Here is a 20,069-nt window from a genome sequence, read left to right as displayed (position 1 = left end):
ATATTTCCTGTTACAGCCAATAACAGTTCATCAGCTCTTGATAGCGCCTGAGGTCAGACCGGCAATAACCCAGCGGCTGAACAGCAGGAATACGACCAGCAGCGGCAAGGTTGCCGTGAAGGTTGCGGACATAATCATTCCATAATCCAGACCGTCACGGGTAGTGAACAGCTGCTGCAGAGCAATCTGTATTGTATAATGCTCCTTGTTCTTCAGCACCACCAGCGGCCAGAAGAAATCATTCCATACGGTCATGAAGTTGAGAATACCCAGTGTAGCCATTGCAGGTGTAATTACCGGCACCGCAATCTTCCAGAAAATTCTGAAGTGCCCGCCTCCGTCGATCCGTCCGGCTTCAATCAGCTCGGTTGGAACCGCAGCGGATATGTACTGGCGCATCCAGAAAATCCCAAAGGCATTAACCATCGCCGGCACAATCAGCGCCTTGAAGCTGTCAATCCAGTGCAGCTTAGCCATAATAACATAGGTCGGCAATACCCCGAGCTGCTGCGGAACAATCAGTGTAGCGATTACGAATACAAACAGCATATTTTTACCCGGGAATTCATATTTGGCGAACGCATAACCGGCCAGTGTACAGAAGAACACGACCGAGATCGTCACCATGGACGATACGAACAGCGAGTTGCCGAGCGCCTGGAAGAAGTCCGATTTTTCCAGCACACGCTTGAAGTTGTCGAAGAACTGGTCTCCAACCGTCAATAGCGGCGGTACATGGAACACGGCTCCCTTGTCATTCGTACCGACGACGAACATCCAATAGAACGGGAAGATAGAGACCAGTGCCCCGAGGATCAGCAGACAATAGAAGCCCAGCTTGCCGAAAAAGCCGAGATCATCCGGTTTTTTTCTGAACATACGAAGTGTGCTCACGCTTTTTTCCCTCCAGTCTCTCTGCTGCCGCTTCTGGAAATCAGCATATTCAGGACAGAGAACAGTATCGTAACGAGGAACAGCAGAACTGCTGTAGCCGCCGCAGTACCGAAGAATCCGTTGCGGAATGCTTCGCTATACAAATAGGTAACCATTGTGATACCTTCCTGCCGGGTAGATCCGGTTCCGGATTGGCCGAGGAAGACATACGGCTCTGTGAAGAGCTGCAGGGCACCAATTGTCGATTGCAGGGTTACGAAAATAATAAACGGCTTAAGCAGCGGCAAGGTGATGGAGAACAGCTGCTGTCTGCGGTTAGCCCCGTCGATCCGGGCAGATTCATACAGATCCATCGGAATACTCTGCAGTCCGGAGAGGAACAGAATCGCGTTATAGCCCGTCCAGCGCCACATCACCATCGTTGAAATGGCGATTTTGACTCCCCACCAGCCGGAGTTGAACGCCATGCTCTCTACACCGATTCCGTTAAGCAGCCAGTTGATCATTCCGTTGTTACCGAACAAGGTGCTGAATACGAGCGTAACGGCAACGATGGAAGTGATATTCGGCATGAAATAGAGAATGCGGAAAGTCTTTTTGAACCGGGTCATGCCCGAGTGGAGCAGCACAGCCAGAAGCAGCGCCAGGAACACCTGCGGCACAGTACCCATCAGGCCCATGATCAGCGTGTTGCTGAATGAGATCCAGAAGGTCGGATCGCTGGTGATCAGATCGTAGTTTTTGAAGCCCACGTATTTCATGGGACCCAGTGCATCCCACTTGAAGAACGATAAATAGAATGTGAAGAAGATCGGATACAGTCCGAATATCGAGAACAGAATAAAGAACGGTGAAATAAATGTATACGCAGTGAAGCGGCTCCGTCTTTGTTCGGTCAAAAAAGGACGTTTGCTCTCGGCATGCGGACTCGCTAATACGGGCTCAGCCATGTCACACCTCCAGTGAATTCGTAAATATAAATCCGGACTCACAGAGGATGAAGCTCTCCGTGAATCCGGACATTTGAGGAATCGTCTTCCTCAATAGACTAAGATTAGCGTCACCAGGAATTTAGCCGCGCTCTGCCAGAGTTTTCGACTGCTTTACAGCATCTTCCCACTCTTTTGCCGGATCAGCTTTCTTCTCAAGTACGTTCTTGAGCGCATTCTTGAAGAAGGTATCCGTCTGGTCATGCAGCGGTCCGTAGTATACCGGTTTAACGCGGTTAGCCGCTTTACCGAATTCAACAGCTGTCTGCTGACCGCCGAAGAACTCATCCTTGAAGTCTACGAATGCAGGATCTTCATACAGTGCAGGGATAGAAGGCATCAGACCTTTGGTCTTGAAGGATTCCAGCTGGTTGTCTTTGTTAACAAGCCATTGGATGAAATCATATGCCTCTTTCGAATGCTTGCCTTCCTTAGGAAGGGTGATGAATGAACCGCCCCAGTTGCCGGCTCCTTCAGGAAGCTGGGCAATTTTCCACTTGCCGGAGGAATCAGGTGCGTTGCTCTTGATGTTACCAGCCATCCATGCCGGGCCCATTACCACTGCGAACGAACCGTCGTTCATGCCTTGGCCCCATTCAGGCGACCAGAGCATAACATTGCTGATCCAGCCTTCTTGAATGCCTTTTACTGTAAAATCATAGGCTTTCTTCACTTGCGGATTGGTGTCGCCGATGAAAGTTCCGTCCGCTTTGCTGAAGTAGATTTCGTCAGCCGACTGGTCACGCAGCGCGTTGTACGTAAGATCCGTCAGATCGGAGAAGTACTTGCCGGTTTTATCTTTGAAGGCTTTGGCTACAGTAGCGAATTTATCCCAGGTATCGATCGCTGCGCTGAATCCTTCAGGATCGCTTGGCAGGCCGGCTGCTTCAGCCAGATCGGTACGGTAATAGACTACAGTTGGTCCGATATCTGTCGGAAGTCCAAGCTGGAAGCTGCCGTCAATAGAAGAAGCCTGTTTCCATTTCCAGTCCAGATAGTTGGCTTGGATGTCTTTGGCACCCAGATCGTTCAGGTTGTAGAATTTGTCCTGTGCGCCCAGGAAGCGTTCCATGAAACCGATTTCAAGCTGGAAAATATCAGGTGCGCCCGAACCGGCCGACAACGCTGTGGTCAGGTTGTTGTGGTGGGCCGTCTGGTCACCGGTGTTCTGTACCTTGATGGTTACATTCGGATGTTCCTTAGTGTATTCAGTAGCCAGCTCTTCATAGTTCACGTTACCCAGTGTCCAGAAGGACAGCTCTACCTTCTCTGCTGGCTCTGTATTAGCCCCTTCAGTTGCCGGTGCATTAGTGCTTGCTGCGTTGCCGCCTGTATTTCCTTCTGCAGCCTTGTTGCCGCCGTTGTTGTTTCCTCCGCATGCCGCGAGCGAACTCATGAGCATGATGGAAACCAGCGTCAGCGCCAGGTTTTTCACTTTTTTCATTCCTCTGTACCCCTCTCAAAGGTTTCTCTTACAAGATTTAGTGTACAGTAGGCAGATGTTTTTTTTGAGGAGGCAAACTCCCGGTTTATGGTGGAAATATTTATGATTCATATAAGACGCACTTAAGTTTGAACTTGAAGCTTCATCGTCACTGCGGTGAACCTTTGGACTTCCGGCCGCTGCCCGCCCCCAGATTTCTTCATCTCATCTGCTGTTCGCGGTGGAGATCCGGTGACTAAAGCTGCCGAAGTGGATTTGAAGCCTGGACCCAGTTATACTAATTGTATTTGCTGTACAGCAGTTATCCCGATATAAAGGAGAATTACCCCATGCCCATCAACCGTCCTTTGCTGACCGACAGCGATCTGCAGGAAGCGATTGACCGCAAGCTGCCCGTCCGTGTATTCCAGGATGACCATCTGGTGAATTCAGGTGCGACGGTGGTCCGTTTCACTGACTCGGATGTTGTTATCCAGTCCCGGGTCAGCGATTTAACCTATTATTCGCGCAGCCGCTGCGAATTCTTCGAAGTCCGGCCGTAGCCCATGAAAGAACAAGCCTTGGGCAAGTGTGAGCTATGCGGCCGTTCCCCTCTCGCAACCACCGTCCATCATCTGACTCCCCGGGAGAAAGGCGGAGCGCTGCTGCCTACCACACTTCTCTGCAAGGCTTGCCACCGGCAGATTCATGCCCTGTATACCAACAGCGATCTGGTTGTTCTTAACCTGACCACGCTGGACAACCTGAGGCGTGATTCACAGATTGCCGCTTATCTCAAATGGATTACCAGGCAGCCGCCCGGTTCCGAGCCCAGGCTCCGCAAATCCAAGCATGTGCGGGGCGGGCGTTAGGCCGCCTCGCATTAGGCATGAATAGATTGCCTGTTATAGAGACACTATAGAGCGGAGAATGGCCGACAGGCTAACCATAATCTATAGTTAGGCAGGTGCATTTATGTTCAAGCGCTTTGACGAAATTGCCATTGAGATTCCCGAAGTAGAGCGTCCAGACCCGAATGCCGCGGCTGCAGTTCAAGAGCTGATGGGCGGTAAATTCGGCGAGATGTCGACGCTGAACAACTATCTGTTCCAGTCCTTCAATTTCCGCGGCAAAAAAAAGCTCAAGCCCTTCTATGACCTCGTTACGAGCATCACTGCCGAAGAGCTGGGGCATGTAGAGCTGGTGTCACATGCGGTCAATAAATGCCTGTTCGGATCGACATCGTACAAGGACCCGGATCAGACTCCGCTTGAACCTTTCAAAGATGCGCGAAACACTTATTTTGCGCTCAGCGGTGCGCAGTCGTCTATGCCTTTTGACTCGATGGGCCGTCCCTGGAGCGGGGAATATGTGTTCAACAGCGGGAACCTGATTCTCGATCTGCTGCACAACTTCTTCCTGGAATGCGGAGCCCGTGCGCACAAAATGAAGGTGTACGAATTAACGGATCATCCGGCAGCACGTGAAGTAGTAGGCTATCTGCTCGTCCGCGGCGGAGTCCATGTCGTGGCTTATGCCAAAGCGCTGGAGATGGCTACGGGAGTTGATGTAAGCAAACTCGTCCCCATCCCTTCCCTCAGCAACAAAGCCTTCAACGAGACACGCAAATACGAATCACGCGGACTGCACACGAAGCTGTACACGAACAGTGAAGGTGATTTCACGGCGATTAAGCAGATCTGGAAGGGACCGCATCCGGAGGATGGCCAGCCGCTTGAAGTCATCGAAGGCTCGCCTAAGGGATTTCCGGTTCCCGATGCACCTGAAGTACCGGAAGAATTCGCACCGGGATTCTCCGAAGAGGAATTTCTGGCTATTGCAGCACGTCTGCAGTCAGCCGCCAATATAAGAGAATAGAAATTGAAGGTTTAACCAACACAAGCAAGAAGAGTTAACAGATAAATATTGCAAAAAAAGCAGGTGCCTTCCTATGATGGAAGGCACCTGCTTCTGCTGGTTCTATAGTTTGCTGCGATATATTCTGCATCTGGTGGTTCCTAGTAAAGATTCATTTCTTCCTATCGCCATAGGCACTGAGCTTCTCATTGAGAACTTCCTGGAAGCTCTGGACTTTGTCTTCTGATCTCTGCGGCTTAGGATTGAGAACGGGCTGAGGTCTAAAAAACTGATGATTAAAAGCCATAAGATTATGTACGCTCATACTCATTGAAGTTCAACCTCCTTCTGTAATCTTCACCTTAGTTTGCGTGAGTGCGAAATATCTTATCCCTTATATAACCTGCTCTTTCAATTCCTAAACAGTTTTATCTCAGAAAAATGGAAATAGCGGACCCAGACTTGAAAAATAAAGTCCGGGTCCGCCGCTGAGGCTTATCTTTGCATTAACATCATTAATGGAGGAGAGCAGCGAACAACCTGTAATGATCTTCACCTCATGAACCAATCTTATTCCATCACGTTACGTTGATACACAAGCCCTGAATGGTAGGATGAAAGCATTATAACGAAAAATCAGTCACGCCTTTCTTAGAGGCATATTTCAGCGTATAGGTTCCTCCGCCCTCAAAGGGCATCGTGGCCATTTTTATCCGGGTATAATCAAGCCTATGCTCTCTTAATACCTTTTTGATCAGAGCCATACCCCGTTGTTCATTTGTAACGACACAAAAGATGTTAAGCGCAAATTGATGCGGGTCTGACACCGTTTTGCCCAACTCATAACCATCCACATAGCCGAGTTCAGCATCAGCCAAGTATTTATTCAGATATTCCGTTACTTTATCCCTCAACCATTCATCGCGCTGGCTCCCTTTAATGCTTTTCAAGGGATATTGTACGACTACCCAGCATTTCTCATTCATTCCAGTTCACTCCCTCGGTCTGATTAGCCCTCAACATGTCCTACGCAGAAAAAGCCAGCACCCGCACCTGCCTGATTATGTATGTGAACTCTCAGAAGTCCCAAACGGCGGATAATTGTATTTCATACAATTAAAAGGTAGCAAAAAACGGAATGTGCCGGATTAGCTGTATTCTGTACAATTAAAAATGGCCGAAAGTCCATATTTAACGAAAGAAGGGGTTTTAGCTGTATGAAATACAGTTAACCCCCCAGTCATTCGATAATCAGTTGATTTTATTGTACGAAATGCAGCTAAAACGCCCCTAATTCCGCATTATTTCTTCACTGCTGCCCAGGACGCTTCATCCAGCAGTTCCAGCTCCTCCGGGTTTAGCCGGAAGGCCATGGCTCCGATATTCTCCCGGGCATGGCGGGCTTTGGATGCTCCCGGGATGGCAACTACGGTGTCGCCATGATAGTGAATCAGCCAGTTAAGGGCAACCTGGCCCGGTGTCACCTCATATTTCTCTGCCAGCTTACCCAGAGAATCAATCAACGGCTTACTGCGGGTCAGACTGGCATCGTCCAGACCCGATTGCATCCGCCGGATCCGGGAGACTGCAGCAATCTGCGACGGATCCTTATGGAAGCGTCCGGTCAGGATGCCCTGCTGCAATGGAGAGTAGGCGATAATGGAAATCCCCAGCTCCTTGGCAGCGGCCAGAGTCCCGTTCTGATCGATATTGCGGTGCAGCAGATTGTATTTGACCTGATTGGAAACAAGCGGAAGCCCGTAGGTTTTCAACAGCCGGTGTGCCTCAACCATCTGCTTGGCCGAATAGTTGCTTACGCCTACATAACGGATTTTGCCTGCCCGCACAAGTCCTGCCATGGCCTTCATCTCGCTGGCAATGGAGGATAAGGAGAACGGCTGGTGTATCTGATACAGATCAATTCCTCTTCCTCCCAGACAGGCGATACGCTGGTCAATCGTTGCGGTAATGGAGCCGGCTGTCCGCAGCAGCGGCCACCACTTGGTAGCGATCAGCGGTGCGGCATGCAGACTGCCCTCCTTCCGGAGCTGATCCAGCACATGAGCCAGCGCCTCTTCCGATTTGCCCCCTCCATAGATTTCTGCTGTATCAACCCAGTTCATACCGCCTTCCAGGCTGATCTTCACGATCTCCAGAATATGCGTATCGGTAAGATTGCTCCAGTAGCGGCCTACAATGCCGCTTCCCCGGCTGAACTGCCAGCAGCCGAGTCCAAGCGGCGATACGGATAAATCTGACTGTCCCAGCGGGCGTAAATTGACCTTGCTTGCGAGTGTCTCCATATTTCATCCTTCTCTCAGAGAATTAATTGAATACAATATGTAAGAGCTTATATAGCTATGAGACAATATAACTGTACACAAAGCTTAAGTCTTACCCTACAGGCTGTCAATTGTAGTGCCATTAAACACTGCATAATAAGGCCATGGCCTTAAAAAAGGAGGATATGGTATAATTACCCTGCCATACTGCTCTAATTCTTGCAGGAAGCTTACATAAACACAATTATAACGGAGGGAATTCATTATCCATGATTAAAATTCTAGGTTTCCTGCTGCTGTACCGTCTGCTCGGCAATCCATTTCTGGCTCTGATCATTCTGCTCGTCGTTCTATATTTCGTAGACCGCCGTTATGTGGGCATTCTGCCCAGCTTCTCCAAGCCTTTCCGCCGCAGCCGCCAGATTTCCAAACTGCGCTTGACCATTGCACAGAACCCGAATGATGTAACCGCCAAATTCGACCTTGCCCGGCTGCTGACAGAGCGCAAACGCTACAGCGAGTCCAAGGAGCTTCTGACAGCAATTGTTGACCGTTACGAAACATCGGCTGAGTATTGGGTGGAGCTGGGGTACGCCAACCTCAAGCTTGGCCAGCTTCCCGAAGGAGAGTCCCAGATGCTCAAGGGACTGGAGATCAACCGCAGGGCGCAATACGGGCAGCCCTACCTTCGGCTCGCCGAAACCTTCCGGCATACGGACCACGACAAGGCCCTCTACTATGTGAGCCAATTCCAGGAGATTCAGACCTCCTCCAGCGAAGCTTATTATCTGGCGGGTTCCATGTACAAAGCGTTGGGGCGCGAGGAAGATGCCAAGCGTGCTTTTGCCGAATCGCTTGCCATTTACCGTTCATTACCCAAATACAAGAAACGACAGGAACGCGGCTGGGCGCTGCGCAGTTATTTCGCCAAGCTGCGCTGAGCGGCATATTATTAATGATACAGGACCTTTACCGCAAACAACCTCCGGCCGCTGCACGTTAACGTGCCCCGGAGGTTGTTTGGGTTATTTTACAGGAACCGTTATTTCAAGTTCAGGAATATATAGCTTATGCCCGTCTTTCCAGACGTAAGGTTTGATTATGATACTCTCCGGCCTCTTCTCAAAAGGTTCAAAGACACTGCTCTGTGATATCGTATGCCCGTTACCGCTACTGCTGCCATCTACCATAACGGCCTCTTGCCCTTGCCCATTCCACAGCTCGAACCAAAAAATGAAACTCCCCTGTTGCTTGTATTTATCTGGAATGGCTTCCTCTATAGCCTTGATATCCGCTCCGGGGTCTCCCGTAACTTCAGTTAGCAGCCGGGTCGATGTTTGGCTTAGTTCCAGCCGCGTGACCCGCAAATGAATATGGTCATGTACCTTGACCTCTCCGGGAACAAGCACAAGATCGCCCAAAGTATTCTTGCTCACCGGAAACTCAAAGCGGAATGGCTGATCAATTCCATTAATAGAGACCAACATGGTGAGATCAAATTGCTCAGGGAGTTGCAGATTAACTCCACTCAGTGCTGTAACGATGACAGAGTCAGGTGCACCCGTCCCTCCCGAAGCCATGGCGTTTCCCGTATTCACCGATTTTCCGTTTATCCGAAACTCAATATTATTGATTCCTCCCGCTTCCTCACCCATACGGGTCAAATCTAACCATTTCCCCTTGTCACCACCGTCTGCCTGAGCACGGGTAAGCACCAATGACAAGCGGCTTCCGTCATACATTTGTTCCGAAACAGTGATCGTCGTCCCGTCCTGAGTAACGCTCTGCTGAATATTTGTGGTTAGACCTGCTTTATTTGCTTTTTGAAGCCCGGCATCTCCTACAAGATTAAACACACTTTCCATGAAGGGCAGCTGCTTCAGGGTCTCTGCCATTGCCGGAGAGATGAACCCCAGGCTAATGATGATCCCAAGCCCCGCAGCCACTGACGCTGCACTGATTATCACCCGGGACAGACAGCTACGTTTGCTCCTGTGTTTGGAGATGTCCTTGTCTGGAGTCTCCTCCAAGCTTGCCTCATCCCGTTCAACGATCATCCGGTAAGTTTTCTCCATACGTGTGTGCACAACTTCCGGCAGTTCAGGAAGACGCTCTTCCTTGAGGCCTTCCAGCCTGCTCTCCAATGGCTGCTGACTCATTCGTTCACCTTCCTTTCTACGGGTTGCGCGAGAGCTTGATATAAGGTTTTTCTGGACCTGTGCAGTCTGGTTTTGACTGCGCTCTCTGAAAGCTCAAGCAGCTCTGCAATCTCCTGTAGCCTCAATCCCTATAATAATGCGGCTTAACAATCGTCCGCGATACCTCTTCCAGCCCGCTGATCGCCTGACGCAGATCTATATCTTCGGCGGATGAAGAAGAGGACTCTATGCTCTCCGGCGGATCGGACATAACTACCACCTTGTCCCGTCTGCGCAGGATCATGTTTCATTCATTAATCAGAATACGAAACAGCCAAGTGTTGAAATAGGCCGCCTCTTTCAATCCGGAGATTGCTCTAAATGCCTTCAGCACAGTCTCCTGCATGGCGTCCGCACAATCCTCGTCATTCCTGACCATGGACTTCGCCATACTGTACATCCGCCTATCCAGACTCTTCACCAGTTGGATGAAGACCTCACTGTCGCCTGCCTGTGCACGCCGGACCAGATCCTCTTGTACGGTATCCAGGGTAGATCTCCTCCCTTCCTTCGGGATGCTGCTGCTTCCCGCTTGTTAGTTTGTTTATATCTGTTTAGATGAAGCACAGGCGCATAAGGTTACCTCAGTACGAACATTATTTTCTTTTCTTATGTAAACAGCAAAGAACAGGCTCCATTAAACTGGAAGCCTGCTCTTTATTGTATCCTATCAGATAATACTGAACCTTAGAGATTCAGGGTTTTCGGCTTTTCCTCTGCAGCTGCCGTACTGAACGGCCACCAGTTGGCCCGCCCGAACAGCCGCACCATTACCGGCACGAAGAACGGAAGGAACAGCAATGCGTACAGGGCCAGACCCGAGAGCACCACGGTGGCAATCTGCATCATCGACAGCACCCCTGAAGGATACATCGAGGCGAAGGTTCCGCCCAGGATAACAACGGCTGACAGAATTACCGTTCCCATATTCCGCATGGCATGCAGAATGGCTTCACGCACATCCCATGTTTTATTCTCATTGAACCGGGCCATCAGGAAGATACTATAATCTACCCCGAGGGCAATCAGCATGACGAAGCTGAAGAACGGAGTCGTCCAGGTGATCCCGGAATAGTTCAGCAGATGGACGAAGATCGCCTCCGTTACGCCCAGTGCTGTAAAGTAGGTAATCAGCAGGGAGATAATCAGATACAGCGGCATAAGGATTGACCGGAGCAGCAGCACCAATATGATGAAAATACCGCCCAGCATCAGAATCACCGTCCGCGTGTAATCCTCATTAGAGATTTTCTGCAAATCGCTGTAGGTGCTGGTCACGCCGCTCATGGCTGTCTCCGCATTTTCCAGCTTCGTACCGGCCACGGCGCGGTCCACCGCCGCCTGGATATCCCCCACACTGTCAATGGCTTCAGCACTGTATGGATTCTCAGCGAATACAACATCCAGCGTCATGACCTTGCGGTCTCCGGACAGATAGGTGTCAAATACCTGCTGAATGCCGTCAGCTTCAAGCGCTTCTGCCGGTACGAAGAACCCGCTCAGCTCGTCATCCTTGGCATCCTGAATCTGCTTAAGATAATCCTGCGCGGAACTCAGGCCGCCTGTGATTTGTCCCAGGCCATCCGCACTTTGGGTAAGACCATCTGTCAGCTGGCCGAGCTGGCCTGTAAGCTCACCGAAACCGTCCGCGAGCTGCTGCTGTCCGCCCTGCAGCTGATCCAGCCCGCTGGTGATGGACGGAAGCTTGCCGACAATCTGTCCCTGTCCGTCTGCCGCCTGATTCAGGCCGGATTGCAGCTGGCCGATACCGGCCACCAGCTGATCCAGCCCCTTCGCCAGCGCGGATTGGCCTGCTGCCGCTTTGGCATAACCGGCATTGGCTTCGCTCAGGCCCGCTGCCGCACCTTTGAGCTGGGCTGAAATCTGGCCCAGCCCTCCGGCCAGCCCTGCAGCTCCAGCGCCGCTCTGCGTCACTGTACCTTTGATCGTCTGGTAATTGATATCCTGCAGCAGCTCCGGATGCGCGGACTCAAGTCCTGCGAAGGAGCCTTCCAGACCTGTCAGAGCATCTGCAACACCCTGAAGCTGTGTCTGCAGGCCGGCAAGCCCTCCATCCAGCGCCGTCAGGCCGCTGCCGATCTTCTTGTAGCCTTCGAGCAGCGCGGTATTGGCCGCTGCCAGCTGTTTCGCGCTTGCCGCCGCCTGCGAGAGGCCGGCCTTAATCTCTCCGGCTCCGGCTGATCCGCTGCGGATGCCGTTCTCAATACGCGACAGGCCGTCACCCAGCGCAACGATGCCTTCCTTGAGCTCAGCTGTACCTTCCGTCAGCTTGGCGCTCCCGGATGCGGCCTCTGTAAGTTTCGGCCCATTCTCTTTCAGCTGCTCGCTTGCTTCTGCAAGCCCGCTCTGAATTTTGGTTAAGCCTTCATTGCTCTGATCCAGCCCGTCGGCGAGCGTAGCGACCTGGGTAGGGATCAGGAAGTCATTAATTTGCTCCCCGGTCGGACGGGACATGCTGCGCACTGCCTTGACTCCGTCCACCTTTTCCAGCTCACGGCTGATTTTCTCGGCCAGGCCCATATATTCAGCCGTATCCATCCGGTCATCATTCTTAATGACAATCTTGCCCGGCATCGACTCACCCGGACCGAAGCTCTCCGAGATAATGTTGAAGCCTTTGACCGACGCGTAATCCGAGCCGATTTCATCCATGCTGTTGAAGCTCAGCTTCCCGCTGTATGTAAGCAGGAACGGCACAACGATGACTGCCACAATCAGCAGCGCAGCCCAGGGTCTCTTCAGGGAGAAGGAGCCTGCCGCCCCCCAAATCCGGCTCTCACTGTGCTCCAGCTTGCCGCGTGACGGCCAGAACAGCTTTTGGCCCAGCACCGCCATGAAGAACGGTACAATCGTCACGAGCGCCAGCAGCATCACGGCAATCCCGACAGCCACCGCGACCGCTGAACGGTACAGCATGAATTTGGACAGGCCGATCGCCAGGAATCCGACGAACACCGCCAGCCCTGAATAGAATACGGTACCGCCCGCTTTACGGTAAGTTGAGATAATAGCACTTTGTGTATCCTCGGAATGGGCAAGCTCTTCCTTGAACCGGCTGATCAGCAGGATGCAGTAATCCGTCCCGATCCCGAACATAACTGCGACCATGAATATCTGTGTGAACGTGGACAGGGGAAAATCAAACCGGTCCACCAGAAAAGCCACAACCGACTGTGACACAATATAACTCAGCCCCACGGTAAGCAGCGGCACAAACGGCGCTACGAATGAGCGGAACACAACGAACAGAATGAGCAGAATAAAGACAACTGTAATGTATTCCGACTTCTTCAGCCCGGCTTCCGAGCTGGCAATCGTATCTTCTGTAATCAGCCCTTCACTGGTCATATAATGATCAGCAGTGACGTCACCCAGCAATGCCCCGGCCTTGGCCGGCAGCTCTTTAACCTCTTCCTCTCCGCCCTGCACCGACAAAGCAACCATGATCGTATTGCCGTCTTTGGCAATAAGGGTATCCTTAAGTTCAGGCTGTGTAAAAGGATCGGTAATCGCACTGAGATTCAGGGAATCCTTATTCGCGGCCAGCTTCTCAACGCCTTGCTTAATACTCTCGGTGTCCGCAGCCTGCAGGCCCTCCGGCTTGTTGAACACAAGCGCAACCTGATGTACCGTTTCCCCGCCTTTGGCTTCTGCCACTTCCTTCATGATCTCGGCGGCCTTTGACGAAGTGTATCCTGCCGGGACCGAGATCTGCCCCTTCTCCCGTACCAGATCGGACATAGCCGGGGCGGTCAGGAATAACACTACTGCCACCGCCAGCCATATAGCGATAATTGCCCATCTTGCTTTTAAAATGGTTCTCAATTGTTTCTACCTCCTGGTTCCTGCATCAGAAATGCCAGCTTCTCAAACATCGTAATGAACCGCTCGATATCGTGATCCTCGAAGTGGAACAAGTAGGGGGAGATAACCTCCTGCATCTGCTTCTCGGAAGTGCTGTAGACACTTTTGCCATGCTCCGTCATCGTCAGATACACCTGCCGGCGGTCATTCTCATCACGGGTCCGCTCAATCATTCCCGCTTCGTCCAGCCGGTTGATAATAGCCGTAATTGAGCTCTTGCCCACCGCCACTGCCTCAGCCAAATAGGTGGAGGTACACTTCTCCTGTCCGGCAATCAGCCGGAGAATCAGGAACTGGTCATTCGTCAGCCCTTCGCCAAAAATATCCCTGAGTCTGGCATTAATCTGCCTGGTCACAACCATATAAGCGTCCACGTAACGGTTGATCCATTCCTCTGCATCCTTTTTCATGCGGGTTCCTCCTTTACGAAATAATAGTTCACGTGTAGAACAGTTTCACAGTAAAACTGTATTGTCCTATTCTTAAAAAGTCAACCGCTGATCATGAATTTTACATTCCAGCGTAAAAACAGCCACCCTGCACCGTAAAGTGCTGAATGGCTGATCTCTTCCCCTATAATCTGTCAGTAATGTTCTGTTACGTTGAGGCCAGCCTTCCGCTTTACTCCTCGTCCTCGGTCTCTTCAACCTCGTACACACAGCGGAACATTTCGATTCCGGCTGCGTTCTCGCCCAGGCTGTATACCATAAATCCAAGGCTGCGGTAGAAATCCGCGGCAATCTCATCTTCGGTCTCCGCCACCAGATAACGCGGCTGACGGGTCGTCACCAGCTCCAGAATCATCCCCCGCGCATAGCCCTTGCCCCGGTTCTCCGGCAGCACTGCAATATGGCGGATATCCAGCGATCCGTCCTCAGTCTCTTCAAAGCCGGTGAGGCCGAGCAGCAGCCCCTCCTCCTCCCAGCCGCATAGCTGCAGTGCCGTTTGCTCCCGGTATTCTGCCGAAGTGCGCTCCAGCGCATCCGGATCATCTATAACCGCATAAGCCAGCAGTTCGTTCACCTCAGGGGTTCCGACAAGCGGCTTCAAATCAATCAACATTATTTGACCTCCTAAAAGTTTGTTTAGCACTTCCTACCATTAAGCGCCTTCCTGCAAGCCTGCTTCGAAAGCACATGCTTAAGTGGGGAATGTTCTCCTGTTGCCGGTGAGATCAAAGGTTCAGAGCAGACTCCGCCTATCCCCGCACCAGCCGCAGCAGTGCATATCCCGCCCATACCCCCAGCAGGTTAAGCAGCAGATCATCAATATCCAGGCTGCCCGCCCGCAGCAGCATTTGCATCAGCTCAAGCACTATTATACATAGAACGGATACTAGCGTTAACCGCAGCAATGAGCGGTAAGCGGTGCTAACCAGAGGCAGCAGGATGCCAAAAGGCACAAACACGGCCACATTTCCCAGCAGGTTAACCAGCCGCCCCGAGTAAGACACTCCGTTACTCATATCAAAATACAGACGCATGGTGCGCAGCGGCTCCAGATTGTAGCGCAGCGGCCCCTCTGTCTGAAGCGTCCGTCCAAAGCCGAGAAACATCCAGTAGATCAGCACTGCACTGTATATGAGTAGCAGCAGCCAGGCCAGTATCCGCCGCCCCGGGGGCAGCTTCTGTCTATTTGCCGCCGGTTTTCCTTTCCGGCGGTGTTTACGCGTGTTAGAGATTGCTCTCACCTTCAATGATTTCAATGGTGCCGTCATTCTTGCCGATCACTGCCATATCGGCAATGCCGATGAACAGCCCGTGCTCCACGACTCCCGGAATACGCTGGAGGGCAAGCGCCAGATCAGCAGCCGAGTCAATAGCCTCGAAGCGGCAGTCGGCAATATAGTTGCCGTTATCCGTCTTATACAGCTCACCGCCGCTGCGGCGCAGCTCCGGCTTACAGCCAAGCTTGGCCAGGTCAGCGACAGTCCACTCCCAGGCAAACGGCACGATCTCAACCGGCAAAGGGAATTTTCCAAGTGTGGTCACGGCCTTGCTCTCATCTGCGACCACAATCATACGGGTGCTGCCCATCGCAACAATCTTCTCGCGGAGAAGCGCGCCGCCGCCCCCTTTGATCAGCTGCAGTGCACCATCAAGCTCATCCGCACCGTCAATGGTCAGATCCAGAGAATCCACCTCGCCAAAGGCAACCAGCGGAATTCCCAGCTCACGGGCCTGATCCTCCGAAGCCTGCGAAGTAGCCACTGCCGTGATCTTCAACCCTTCACTAACACGTTCACCCAGCTTGCGGATGGCCCAGTAAGCCGTAGAACCTGTACCCAGTCCTACCTTCATTCCGTCCTGTACGTACTCGACGGCTTTCTCTGCTGCCAGCTGCTTAACATTGATACTCATTTTATTACCCCCATGTTATCCGTTATAATGAACCAAGTACAATAATGCACACCAGGAGGATTCCGGATGAGAACCGAAAATCAGATTCAATCCAAAATCAACGAATTGACGCTTCAGCGCAGATCTCTGGAGTCGCGTCTGGCACCCTTGTCTGCCGAAGATCCGCAGCGGGCAGCGCTGAATGCCCAACTGACCCGGCTGGAAGATATGATGATGATGCTCGAATGGGTACTGAACGCACCCACGGGTAAATATCACGCCTAACGGGTAGTTAAGGACAATATGTAAGCCCGAACAGATCAGCAGGCAGGCCTACACTGTCAGCTCAGCTATAATCTTTGAGCATGGCCTCATATAGTATGACATTGTCATGTTCAAAGCAGATAAATTCAATCCGCTGCAGCGGGAGCTCCGCTGATGTCCGTTCACGCACATAAGTCACGACTGAATCCAGCGCCGTCTTGCAGGCCAGCTCTTTGGGGAAGTTATAGATTCCTGTACTGATGTTCGGAAAGGCGACACTCCGTGCCCCGTAAGAGCATGCCAGACTGAGGCTGCTGCTGTAACATTGGGATAAAATAGCCGTCTCGCCTGCAGCGCCCCCTTTCCAAATCGGTCCTACGGTATGAATGACTCCCCGGAACGGGAGAAGACCTGCTGTGGTTACCGCGGCTTGTCCCGGGAGTATCCCGCCTTGCTTCTGCCGGATTACAGCGCATTCTTCCGCAATCCGGGGGCCGCCTGCCCGGTGAATCGCACCGTCCACTCCCCCGCCCCCGTAGAGGCCTGAGTTGGATGCGTTCACAATCATCTCACCCTGCCAGGCGGTAATATCGCCTTCACTTACTGAAATCACTACATTGTTAACTGTGATTTGCATGTTCGGCCTCCTGTTTCGCCGCAGTCTCCAGCGCTTTAATCAATTCCTTCTCCCCCCTGCGGACAGCCTTGCCCGGAAAAGATAAATGTTCAAACCGGACTCCCTGCATCGCGGCCTGGCGGAGATTGCTGAGCATATAATTCTGCGCGTCGGACAACACCATCTCGCCCCGTCCGGCAGCAACCCTGCACAGCGCATGCGTGATGAAGGACTCTCTGTCCGCCCCGTCAAACAGCGTGAATTGAAACAAAGGGACTGCTTCCGGCAACTCCTCATTCGGAGAGAAAGTCTGATGATATACAGAATACATCAAATGGCCGGTATAGGCTCTGGATGAATCATTCTCCCGTTCAGCAAGCATTCTGCTGTTCTGAAAGGCAATAATTCCGGCGGCGAACAGCAGAAACAGCACCACACTTCCAATCAAAGTAAATATTCCCTTCACCGCCAATCGCATGAAATGGACAATACCGTTTCTATATTATCATGTAGAGAAGTCTGCCGTGAATGGCCCGGAGGCAAGAAATGTTTATTTAAGCGTTTCATCTATAAAGTTATTTTGAGATATTCAAATTAACAGTTGAAACTTCCCGTGGCATGTCTCATAATGAAGTGGAGCAAACTGATTTGTCAATCCATACGAAATCAAGGGAGGATACCTGGAAATGAAATTTTTCTTGGATACCGGAAATATTGAGGAAATCAAACGTATTACCCGCCTCGGATTAGTGGATGGCGTAACGACGAACCCGTCGCTGATCGCCAAGGAAGGCAGATTGTTTAAAGATGTTATCCAAGAGATCGTGGCGATTGTACCCGGTCCGGTCAGCGCCGAAGTTATCGGTCTCACAGCGGAAGAAATGCTTAAGGAAGCTTACGAAATCGCTGAATGGGCTCCGAACGTCGTAATCAAGCTGCCAATGACTGAAGATGGTCTTGAAGCTTGTTATGAACTGACCAAGAAAGGCATCAAAACTAACGTTACGCTCGTATTCTCCGCTGCTCAAGGCCTCATGGCAGCCAAAGCGGGAGCTACTTATATCAGCCCGTTCGTCGGACGTCTGGACGATATCGGTGTTGACGGCATGAAGCTGATCAAGGATCTGAAGACCATTCTCACTAACTATGGCCTGAAATCCGAAATCATTGCAGCCAGCATCCGCAATATCGCCCACGTAGAGCAAGCAGCTATTGCCGGCGCTCATATTGCTACCATCCCGGGTTCACTCTTGCCTTCCCTCTGGAAGCACCCGCTGACAGACAACGGTATTGAGCGTTTCCTGAAGGATTGGGAGAAAGTGCCGCAAGTTTAAAATCATAAAGGTTTATTAGTTTAAGCCCCCTTCCGCGAAACGCGGAGCGGGGCTTTTTGTTATTTGGCGTCCCGCAAATGCCTTGACCAATTTGCTTGTTGTAATTATAATTGTCATAACAACTAATTTTTCGAAGGAGCATTTTTTTATGCCGCATTCTTCTCCGCAGCAATTTCTCGGTTTCCTGCTGGGCTCCACCCACCGCAGGATTACCACCGGCTTTGCCAGGGCTCTGAAGCCTTATGATATTACTCCCGAGCAATGGTCGGTCCTGCTCATGATCTGTGACCGCAGCGGGATCAGCCAGAAGGAGGTAGCCGCTGCTGCCGCCAAGGACCAGCCGACCACTGCACGGATCGTTGAGCTCCTGCTCAAGAAAGGATTCATCAGCAAGTCCATGAATCCCGGTGACCGCAGGGCTTTTCAGCTCTACGCCACAGAAGAAGGGCAGTCGCTAATCGGAAATACGCTCGGGCTGGAGCAGCAGACCATTAATACTGCTGTGACCGGGCTGAATCCGCAGCAGCTTGAAGAGCTCCGCAGCATGCTGGAGCTGATCTACCACAACACTAACCATCAAGAATAGGAGCACACACCTTTGAGCAATTCAACAGAACGTCTATGGACCAAGTCCTTCATTACTCTCACCCTATGCAATCTGCTGCTGTTCACCGGCCTGCAGATGACCTTATCCACCCTTCCGGCGTATGCGGAAGGCACACTGCATGCAACTTCCGTGCAGGTCAGCCTCGTAACCAGCCTGTTCGCACTCAGCGCTATCGCTTCCCGTCTATTCTCGGCCAAAGCCATGGAGAAGGGCGGCCGTAATCTGCTGATCTTCCTCGGACTGTCCGTTTCACTCGCGGCCGTAGCCGGCTATTACTTTGCAGGCAGTATCGCTGCCCTGCTGCTGCTCCGGATGTTATTCGGCGTTGGCTTCGGAATGGCCAGTACTGCCTTTCCGACTATGGCATCCGACGTAATTCCTGTCCGCCGGATGGGTGAAGGCATGGGCTATTTCGGGCTGTCCACCAGTCTGGCAATGTCCGCCGGTCCGCTGATCGGGCTCAGCCTGCTGCAGGGACCCGGCTTTGGCTCCCTGCTCCTCGGCGCAGGAGCTGCGCTGGCCATTATCTTCCCGCTGGGCTACCGCCTGGCCAAGACCTTGCCCCCGCAGCACAAAGAGCCCGCAGGAGTACCCGTTGCTGCCTCCGGGGGCGGGGCGTACCGCAGGCTGTTTCTTCCCTGCCTCCTTAACTTCCTGTTATCCATCTCCTATGGCGGACTGATTGGCTTCCTGGCGCTCTTCGGAGCTGAGAAGAGCCTGCCCCACGTAGCCTACTTCTTCCTGTTCAATGCCGTGTCGATTGTGATTATCCGTCCGCTGTCCGGCAAGATTTATGACCGCTTTGGCCCGGCAGCACTGCTTATCCCGGGAAGCCTGTTTATCGCCGGCGGTTTGCTGCTGCTCTCTTTTGCATCAACGACAGCTGCCCTGTTCCCAGCCGCCCTATGTTACGGCTTCGGCTTCGGGTCGATGCAGCCTGCACTCCAGACCTGGATGATCCAATCCGTAGAACCGCGCCAGCGCGGGCTGGCTAACGGCATGTTCTTTAACTCCCTTGATCTCGGAGTCGCCATCGGCACCTTGCTGCTTGGTGCAATTGCCTTATATACAAGCTATGCGGTTATGTACAGATATTCTATAATCGCACCTGTCCTGCTGCTCGTAATCTACCTCTTCGTCTATGCATCACAGCGCAGCAGAAGACGCCACTCCCCTGCACAGGAAGTGATCAGCCACACGTAACCCACGCTATAGTTCAAATACCTTCCAATGCCCCCATGACATCAGCAGCAGCGAACCATCGGCGGTCCAAGTGCCACTCCGGTGAATCCAATGCTGCTGTACAGGGCGGCACTCATCGTTTACAACACCTTTTATTGTGGTTATTGTGGTTGGTTCTGGAGTCTGATATTCGCCAGCG

At 52.0% G+C, this 20,069-nt stretch carries 25 protein-coding genes; 8 read left to right on the top strand and 17 right to left on the bottom strand.

Annotation, left to right across the window (positions count from 1 at the left end; genetic code table 11):
• Positions 1-30: 30 nt before the first annotated feature.
• The 3 genes from NSU01_RS15080 to NSU01_RS15070 all read right to left on the bottom strand — a co-directional run bounded on the left by NSU01_RS15080 (position 31) and on the right by NSU01_RS15070 (position 3,327).
• Positions 31-894 (bottom strand): carbohydrate ABC transporter permease, encoded by an 864-nt coding sequence (locus NSU01_RS15080; protein WP_039298142.1) that lies wholly within the window; start codon positions 892-894, stop codon positions 31-33.
• Positions 891-1,844: a sugar ABC transporter permease gene (locus tag NSU01_RS15075; protein ID WP_039298140.1), complete on the bottom strand. Its 954-nt coding sequence runs from the start codon at positions 1,842-1,844 to the stop codon at positions 891-893. The genes NSU01_RS15080 and NSU01_RS15075 overlap by 4 nt, the downstream gene beginning before the upstream one ends.
• 121 nt (positions 1,845-1,965) lie before the next feature.
• Entirely contained in the window at positions 1,966-3,327 is a 1,362-nt protein-coding gene (locus NSU01_RS15070; RefSeq protein ID WP_042136697.1) for an extracellular solute-binding protein, read from the bottom strand.
• A 329-nt stretch (positions 3,328-3,656) separates the two neighbouring features.
• On the opposite strand from NSU01_RS15070, the gene NSU01_RS15065 reads away from it, so the two are divergent.
• The 3 genes from NSU01_RS15065 (at position 3,657) to NSU01_RS15055 (ending at position 5,184) form a co-directional block, all read left to right on the top strand.
• Entirely contained in the window at positions 3,657-3,869 is a 213-nt protein-coding gene (locus NSU01_RS15065) for a hypothetical protein (protein WP_039298136.1), read from the top strand.
• Between the two features lie 3 nt (positions 3,870-3,872).
• The gene (locus NSU01_RS15060) at positions 3,873-4,178 is read left to right on the top strand and encodes an HNH endonuclease signature motif containing protein (protein ID WP_042136695.1); all 306 of its coding nucleotides are present in this window, start codon (positions 3,873-3,875) and stop codon (positions 4,176-4,178) included.
• A gap of 103 nt (positions 4,179-4,281) precedes the next feature.
• Entirely contained in the window at positions 4,282-5,184 is a 903-nt protein-coding gene (locus tag NSU01_RS15055; protein WP_042136694.1) for a manganese catalase family protein, read from the top strand.
• A 151-nt stretch (positions 5,185-5,335) separates the two neighbouring features.
• Here the strand turns inward: NSU01_RS15055 and NSU01_RS15050 are convergent, their stop codons facing one another.
• From NSU01_RS15050 to NSU01_RS15040, 3 genes are all read right to left on the bottom strand, one after another.
• Positions 5,336-5,494, bottom strand: a complete 159-nt coding sequence (locus NSU01_RS15050; protein WP_179093555.1) for a hypothetical protein — start codon at positions 5,492-5,494, stop codon at positions 5,336-5,338.
• 292 nt (positions 5,495-5,786) lie between these two features.
• Entirely contained in the window at positions 5,787-6,149 is a 363-nt protein-coding gene (locus NSU01_RS15045; protein ID WP_042136692.1) for a hypothetical protein, read from the bottom strand.
• A 315-nt stretch (positions 6,150-6,464) separates the two neighbouring features.
• Positions 6,465-7,466: an aldo/keto reductase gene (locus NSU01_RS15040; RefSeq protein WP_076245512.1), complete on the bottom strand. Its 1,002-nt coding sequence runs from the start codon at positions 7,464-7,466 to the stop codon at positions 6,465-6,467.
• Positions 7,467-7,714: 248 nt separating this feature from the next.
• Here NSU01_RS15040 and NSU01_RS15035 point away from each other — a divergent pair, with 248 nt between their 5' ends.
• Entirely contained in the window at positions 7,715-8,386 is a 672-nt protein-coding gene (locus NSU01_RS15035) for a tetratricopeptide repeat protein (protein WP_076245510.1), read from the top strand.
• A gap of 84 nt (positions 8,387-8,470) precedes the next feature.
• Here the strand turns inward: NSU01_RS15035 and NSU01_RS15030 are convergent, their stop codons facing one another.
• The 9 genes from NSU01_RS15030 to rpiA all read right to left on the bottom strand — a co-directional run bounded on the left by NSU01_RS15030 (position 8,471) and on the right by rpiA (position 15,882).
• A complete protein-coding gene (locus NSU01_RS15030) occupies positions 8,471-9,604 on the bottom strand; it encodes a DUF4179 domain-containing protein (RefSeq protein WP_076245507.1) in 1,134 nt (377 codons plus the stop codon).
• Positions 9,601-9,729: a sigma factor-like helix-turn-helix DNA-binding protein gene (locus tag NSU01_RS15025; RefSeq protein WP_144026122.1), complete on the bottom strand. Its 129-nt coding sequence runs from the start codon at positions 9,727-9,729 to the stop codon at positions 9,601-9,603. Before NSU01_RS15025 ends, NSU01_RS15030 begins: the two co-directional genes overlap by 4 nt.
• Positions 9,726-9,854 (bottom strand): hypothetical protein, encoded by a 129-nt coding sequence (locus NSU01_RS15020; protein WP_339303317.1) that lies wholly within the window; start codon positions 9,852-9,854, stop codon positions 9,726-9,728. The genes NSU01_RS15025 and NSU01_RS15020 overlap by 4 nt, the downstream gene beginning before the upstream one ends.
• A 36-nt stretch (positions 9,855-9,890) precedes the next feature.
• The gene (locus NSU01_RS15015; RefSeq protein WP_339303315.1) at positions 9,891-10,034 is read right to left on the bottom strand and encodes a sigma factor; all 144 of its coding nucleotides are present in this window, start codon (positions 10,032-10,034) and stop codon (positions 9,891-9,893) included.
• A gap of 296 nt (positions 10,035-10,330) precedes the next feature.
• A complete protein-coding gene (locus NSU01_RS15010) occupies positions 10,331-13,489 on the bottom strand; it encodes an MMPL family transporter (RefSeq protein ID WP_076245504.1) in 3,159 nt (1,052 codons plus the stop codon).
• Positions 13,486-13,938 carry a MarR family transcriptional regulator gene (locus NSU01_RS15005; RefSeq protein WP_042136684.1) on the bottom strand — a complete coding sequence of 151 codons (453 nt, stop codon included), beginning with the start codon at positions 13,936-13,938 and terminating at the stop codon, positions 13,486-13,488. The genes NSU01_RS15010 and NSU01_RS15005 overlap by 4 nt, the downstream gene beginning before the upstream one ends.
• A 211-nt stretch (positions 13,939-14,149) precedes the next feature.
• The gene (locus NSU01_RS15000) at positions 14,150-14,590 is read right to left on the bottom strand and encodes a GNAT family N-acetyltransferase (RefSeq protein WP_076245501.1); all 441 of its coding nucleotides are present in this window, start codon (positions 14,588-14,590) and stop codon (positions 14,150-14,152) included.
• Positions 14,591-14,726: 136 nt separating this feature from the next.
• The gene (locus tag NSU01_RS14995; protein ID WP_052421844.1) at positions 14,727-15,233 is read right to left on the bottom strand and encodes a VanZ family protein; all 507 of its coding nucleotides are present in this window, start codon (positions 15,231-15,233) and stop codon (positions 14,727-14,729) included.
• Positions 15,202-15,882, bottom strand: coding sequence for a ribose-5-phosphate isomerase RpiA (rpiA, locus tag NSU01_RS14990; protein WP_179093556.1), 681 nt, complete (start codon positions 15,880-15,882; stop codon positions 15,202-15,204). Before rpiA ends, NSU01_RS14995 begins: the two co-directional genes overlap by 32 nt.
• 72 nt (positions 15,883-15,954) lie before the next feature.
• Between rpiA and NSU01_RS14985 the strand changes: the two genes are divergently transcribed.
• Positions 15,955-16,152, top strand: coding sequence for a hypothetical protein (locus NSU01_RS14985; RefSeq protein ID WP_042136681.1), 198 nt, complete (start codon positions 15,955-15,957; stop codon positions 16,150-16,152).
• Between the two features lie 61 nt (positions 16,153-16,213).
• Here NSU01_RS14985 and NSU01_RS14980 read toward each other — a convergent pair whose 3' ends face one another.
• Both NSU01_RS14980 and NSU01_RS14975 read right to left on the bottom strand, forming a co-directional pair.
• Positions 16,214-16,768 (bottom strand): macro domain-containing protein, encoded by a 555-nt coding sequence (locus tag NSU01_RS14980; RefSeq protein WP_076245498.1) that lies wholly within the window; start codon positions 16,766-16,768, stop codon positions 16,214-16,216.
• Positions 16,752-17,195 carry a hypothetical protein gene (locus NSU01_RS14975; RefSeq protein ID WP_042136677.1) on the bottom strand — a complete coding sequence of 148 codons (444 nt, stop codon included), beginning with the start codon at positions 17,193-17,195 and terminating at the stop codon, positions 16,752-16,754. Before NSU01_RS14975 ends, NSU01_RS14980 begins: the two co-directional genes overlap by 17 nt.
• Positions 17,196-17,433: 238 nt before the next feature.
• On the opposite strand from NSU01_RS14975, the gene fsa reads away from it, so the two are divergent.
• From fsa to NSU01_RS14960, 3 genes are all read left to right on the top strand, one after another.
• Positions 17,434-18,081 (top strand): fructose-6-phosphate aldolase, encoded by a 648-nt coding sequence (gene fsa / locus NSU01_RS14970; RefSeq protein WP_039298111.1) that lies wholly within the window; start codon positions 17,434-17,436, stop codon positions 18,079-18,081.
• A gap of 148 nt (positions 18,082-18,229) precedes the next feature.
• Positions 18,230-18,667 (top strand): MarR family transcriptional regulator, encoded by a 438-nt coding sequence (locus tag NSU01_RS14965; RefSeq protein WP_076245495.1) that lies wholly within the window; start codon positions 18,230-18,232, stop codon positions 18,665-18,667.
• A 12-nt stretch (positions 18,668-18,679) separates the two neighbouring features.
• Positions 18,680-19,891, top strand: coding sequence for an MFS transporter (locus NSU01_RS14960; RefSeq protein WP_076245492.1), 1,212 nt, complete (start codon positions 18,680-18,682; stop codon positions 19,889-19,891).
• Positions 19,892-20,069: the final 178 nt, after the last annotated feature.

The organism is Paenibacillus sp. FSL H8-0259, assembly GCF_037963255.1.
Classification (GTDB): domain Bacteria; phylum Bacillota; class Bacilli; order Paenibacillales; family Paenibacillaceae; genus Paenibacillus_AQ; species Paenibacillus_AQ phytohabitans.
Note: the sequence above shows the minus strand (reverse complement) of the source record. Positions and strands in the feature narration are given on the sequence as shown.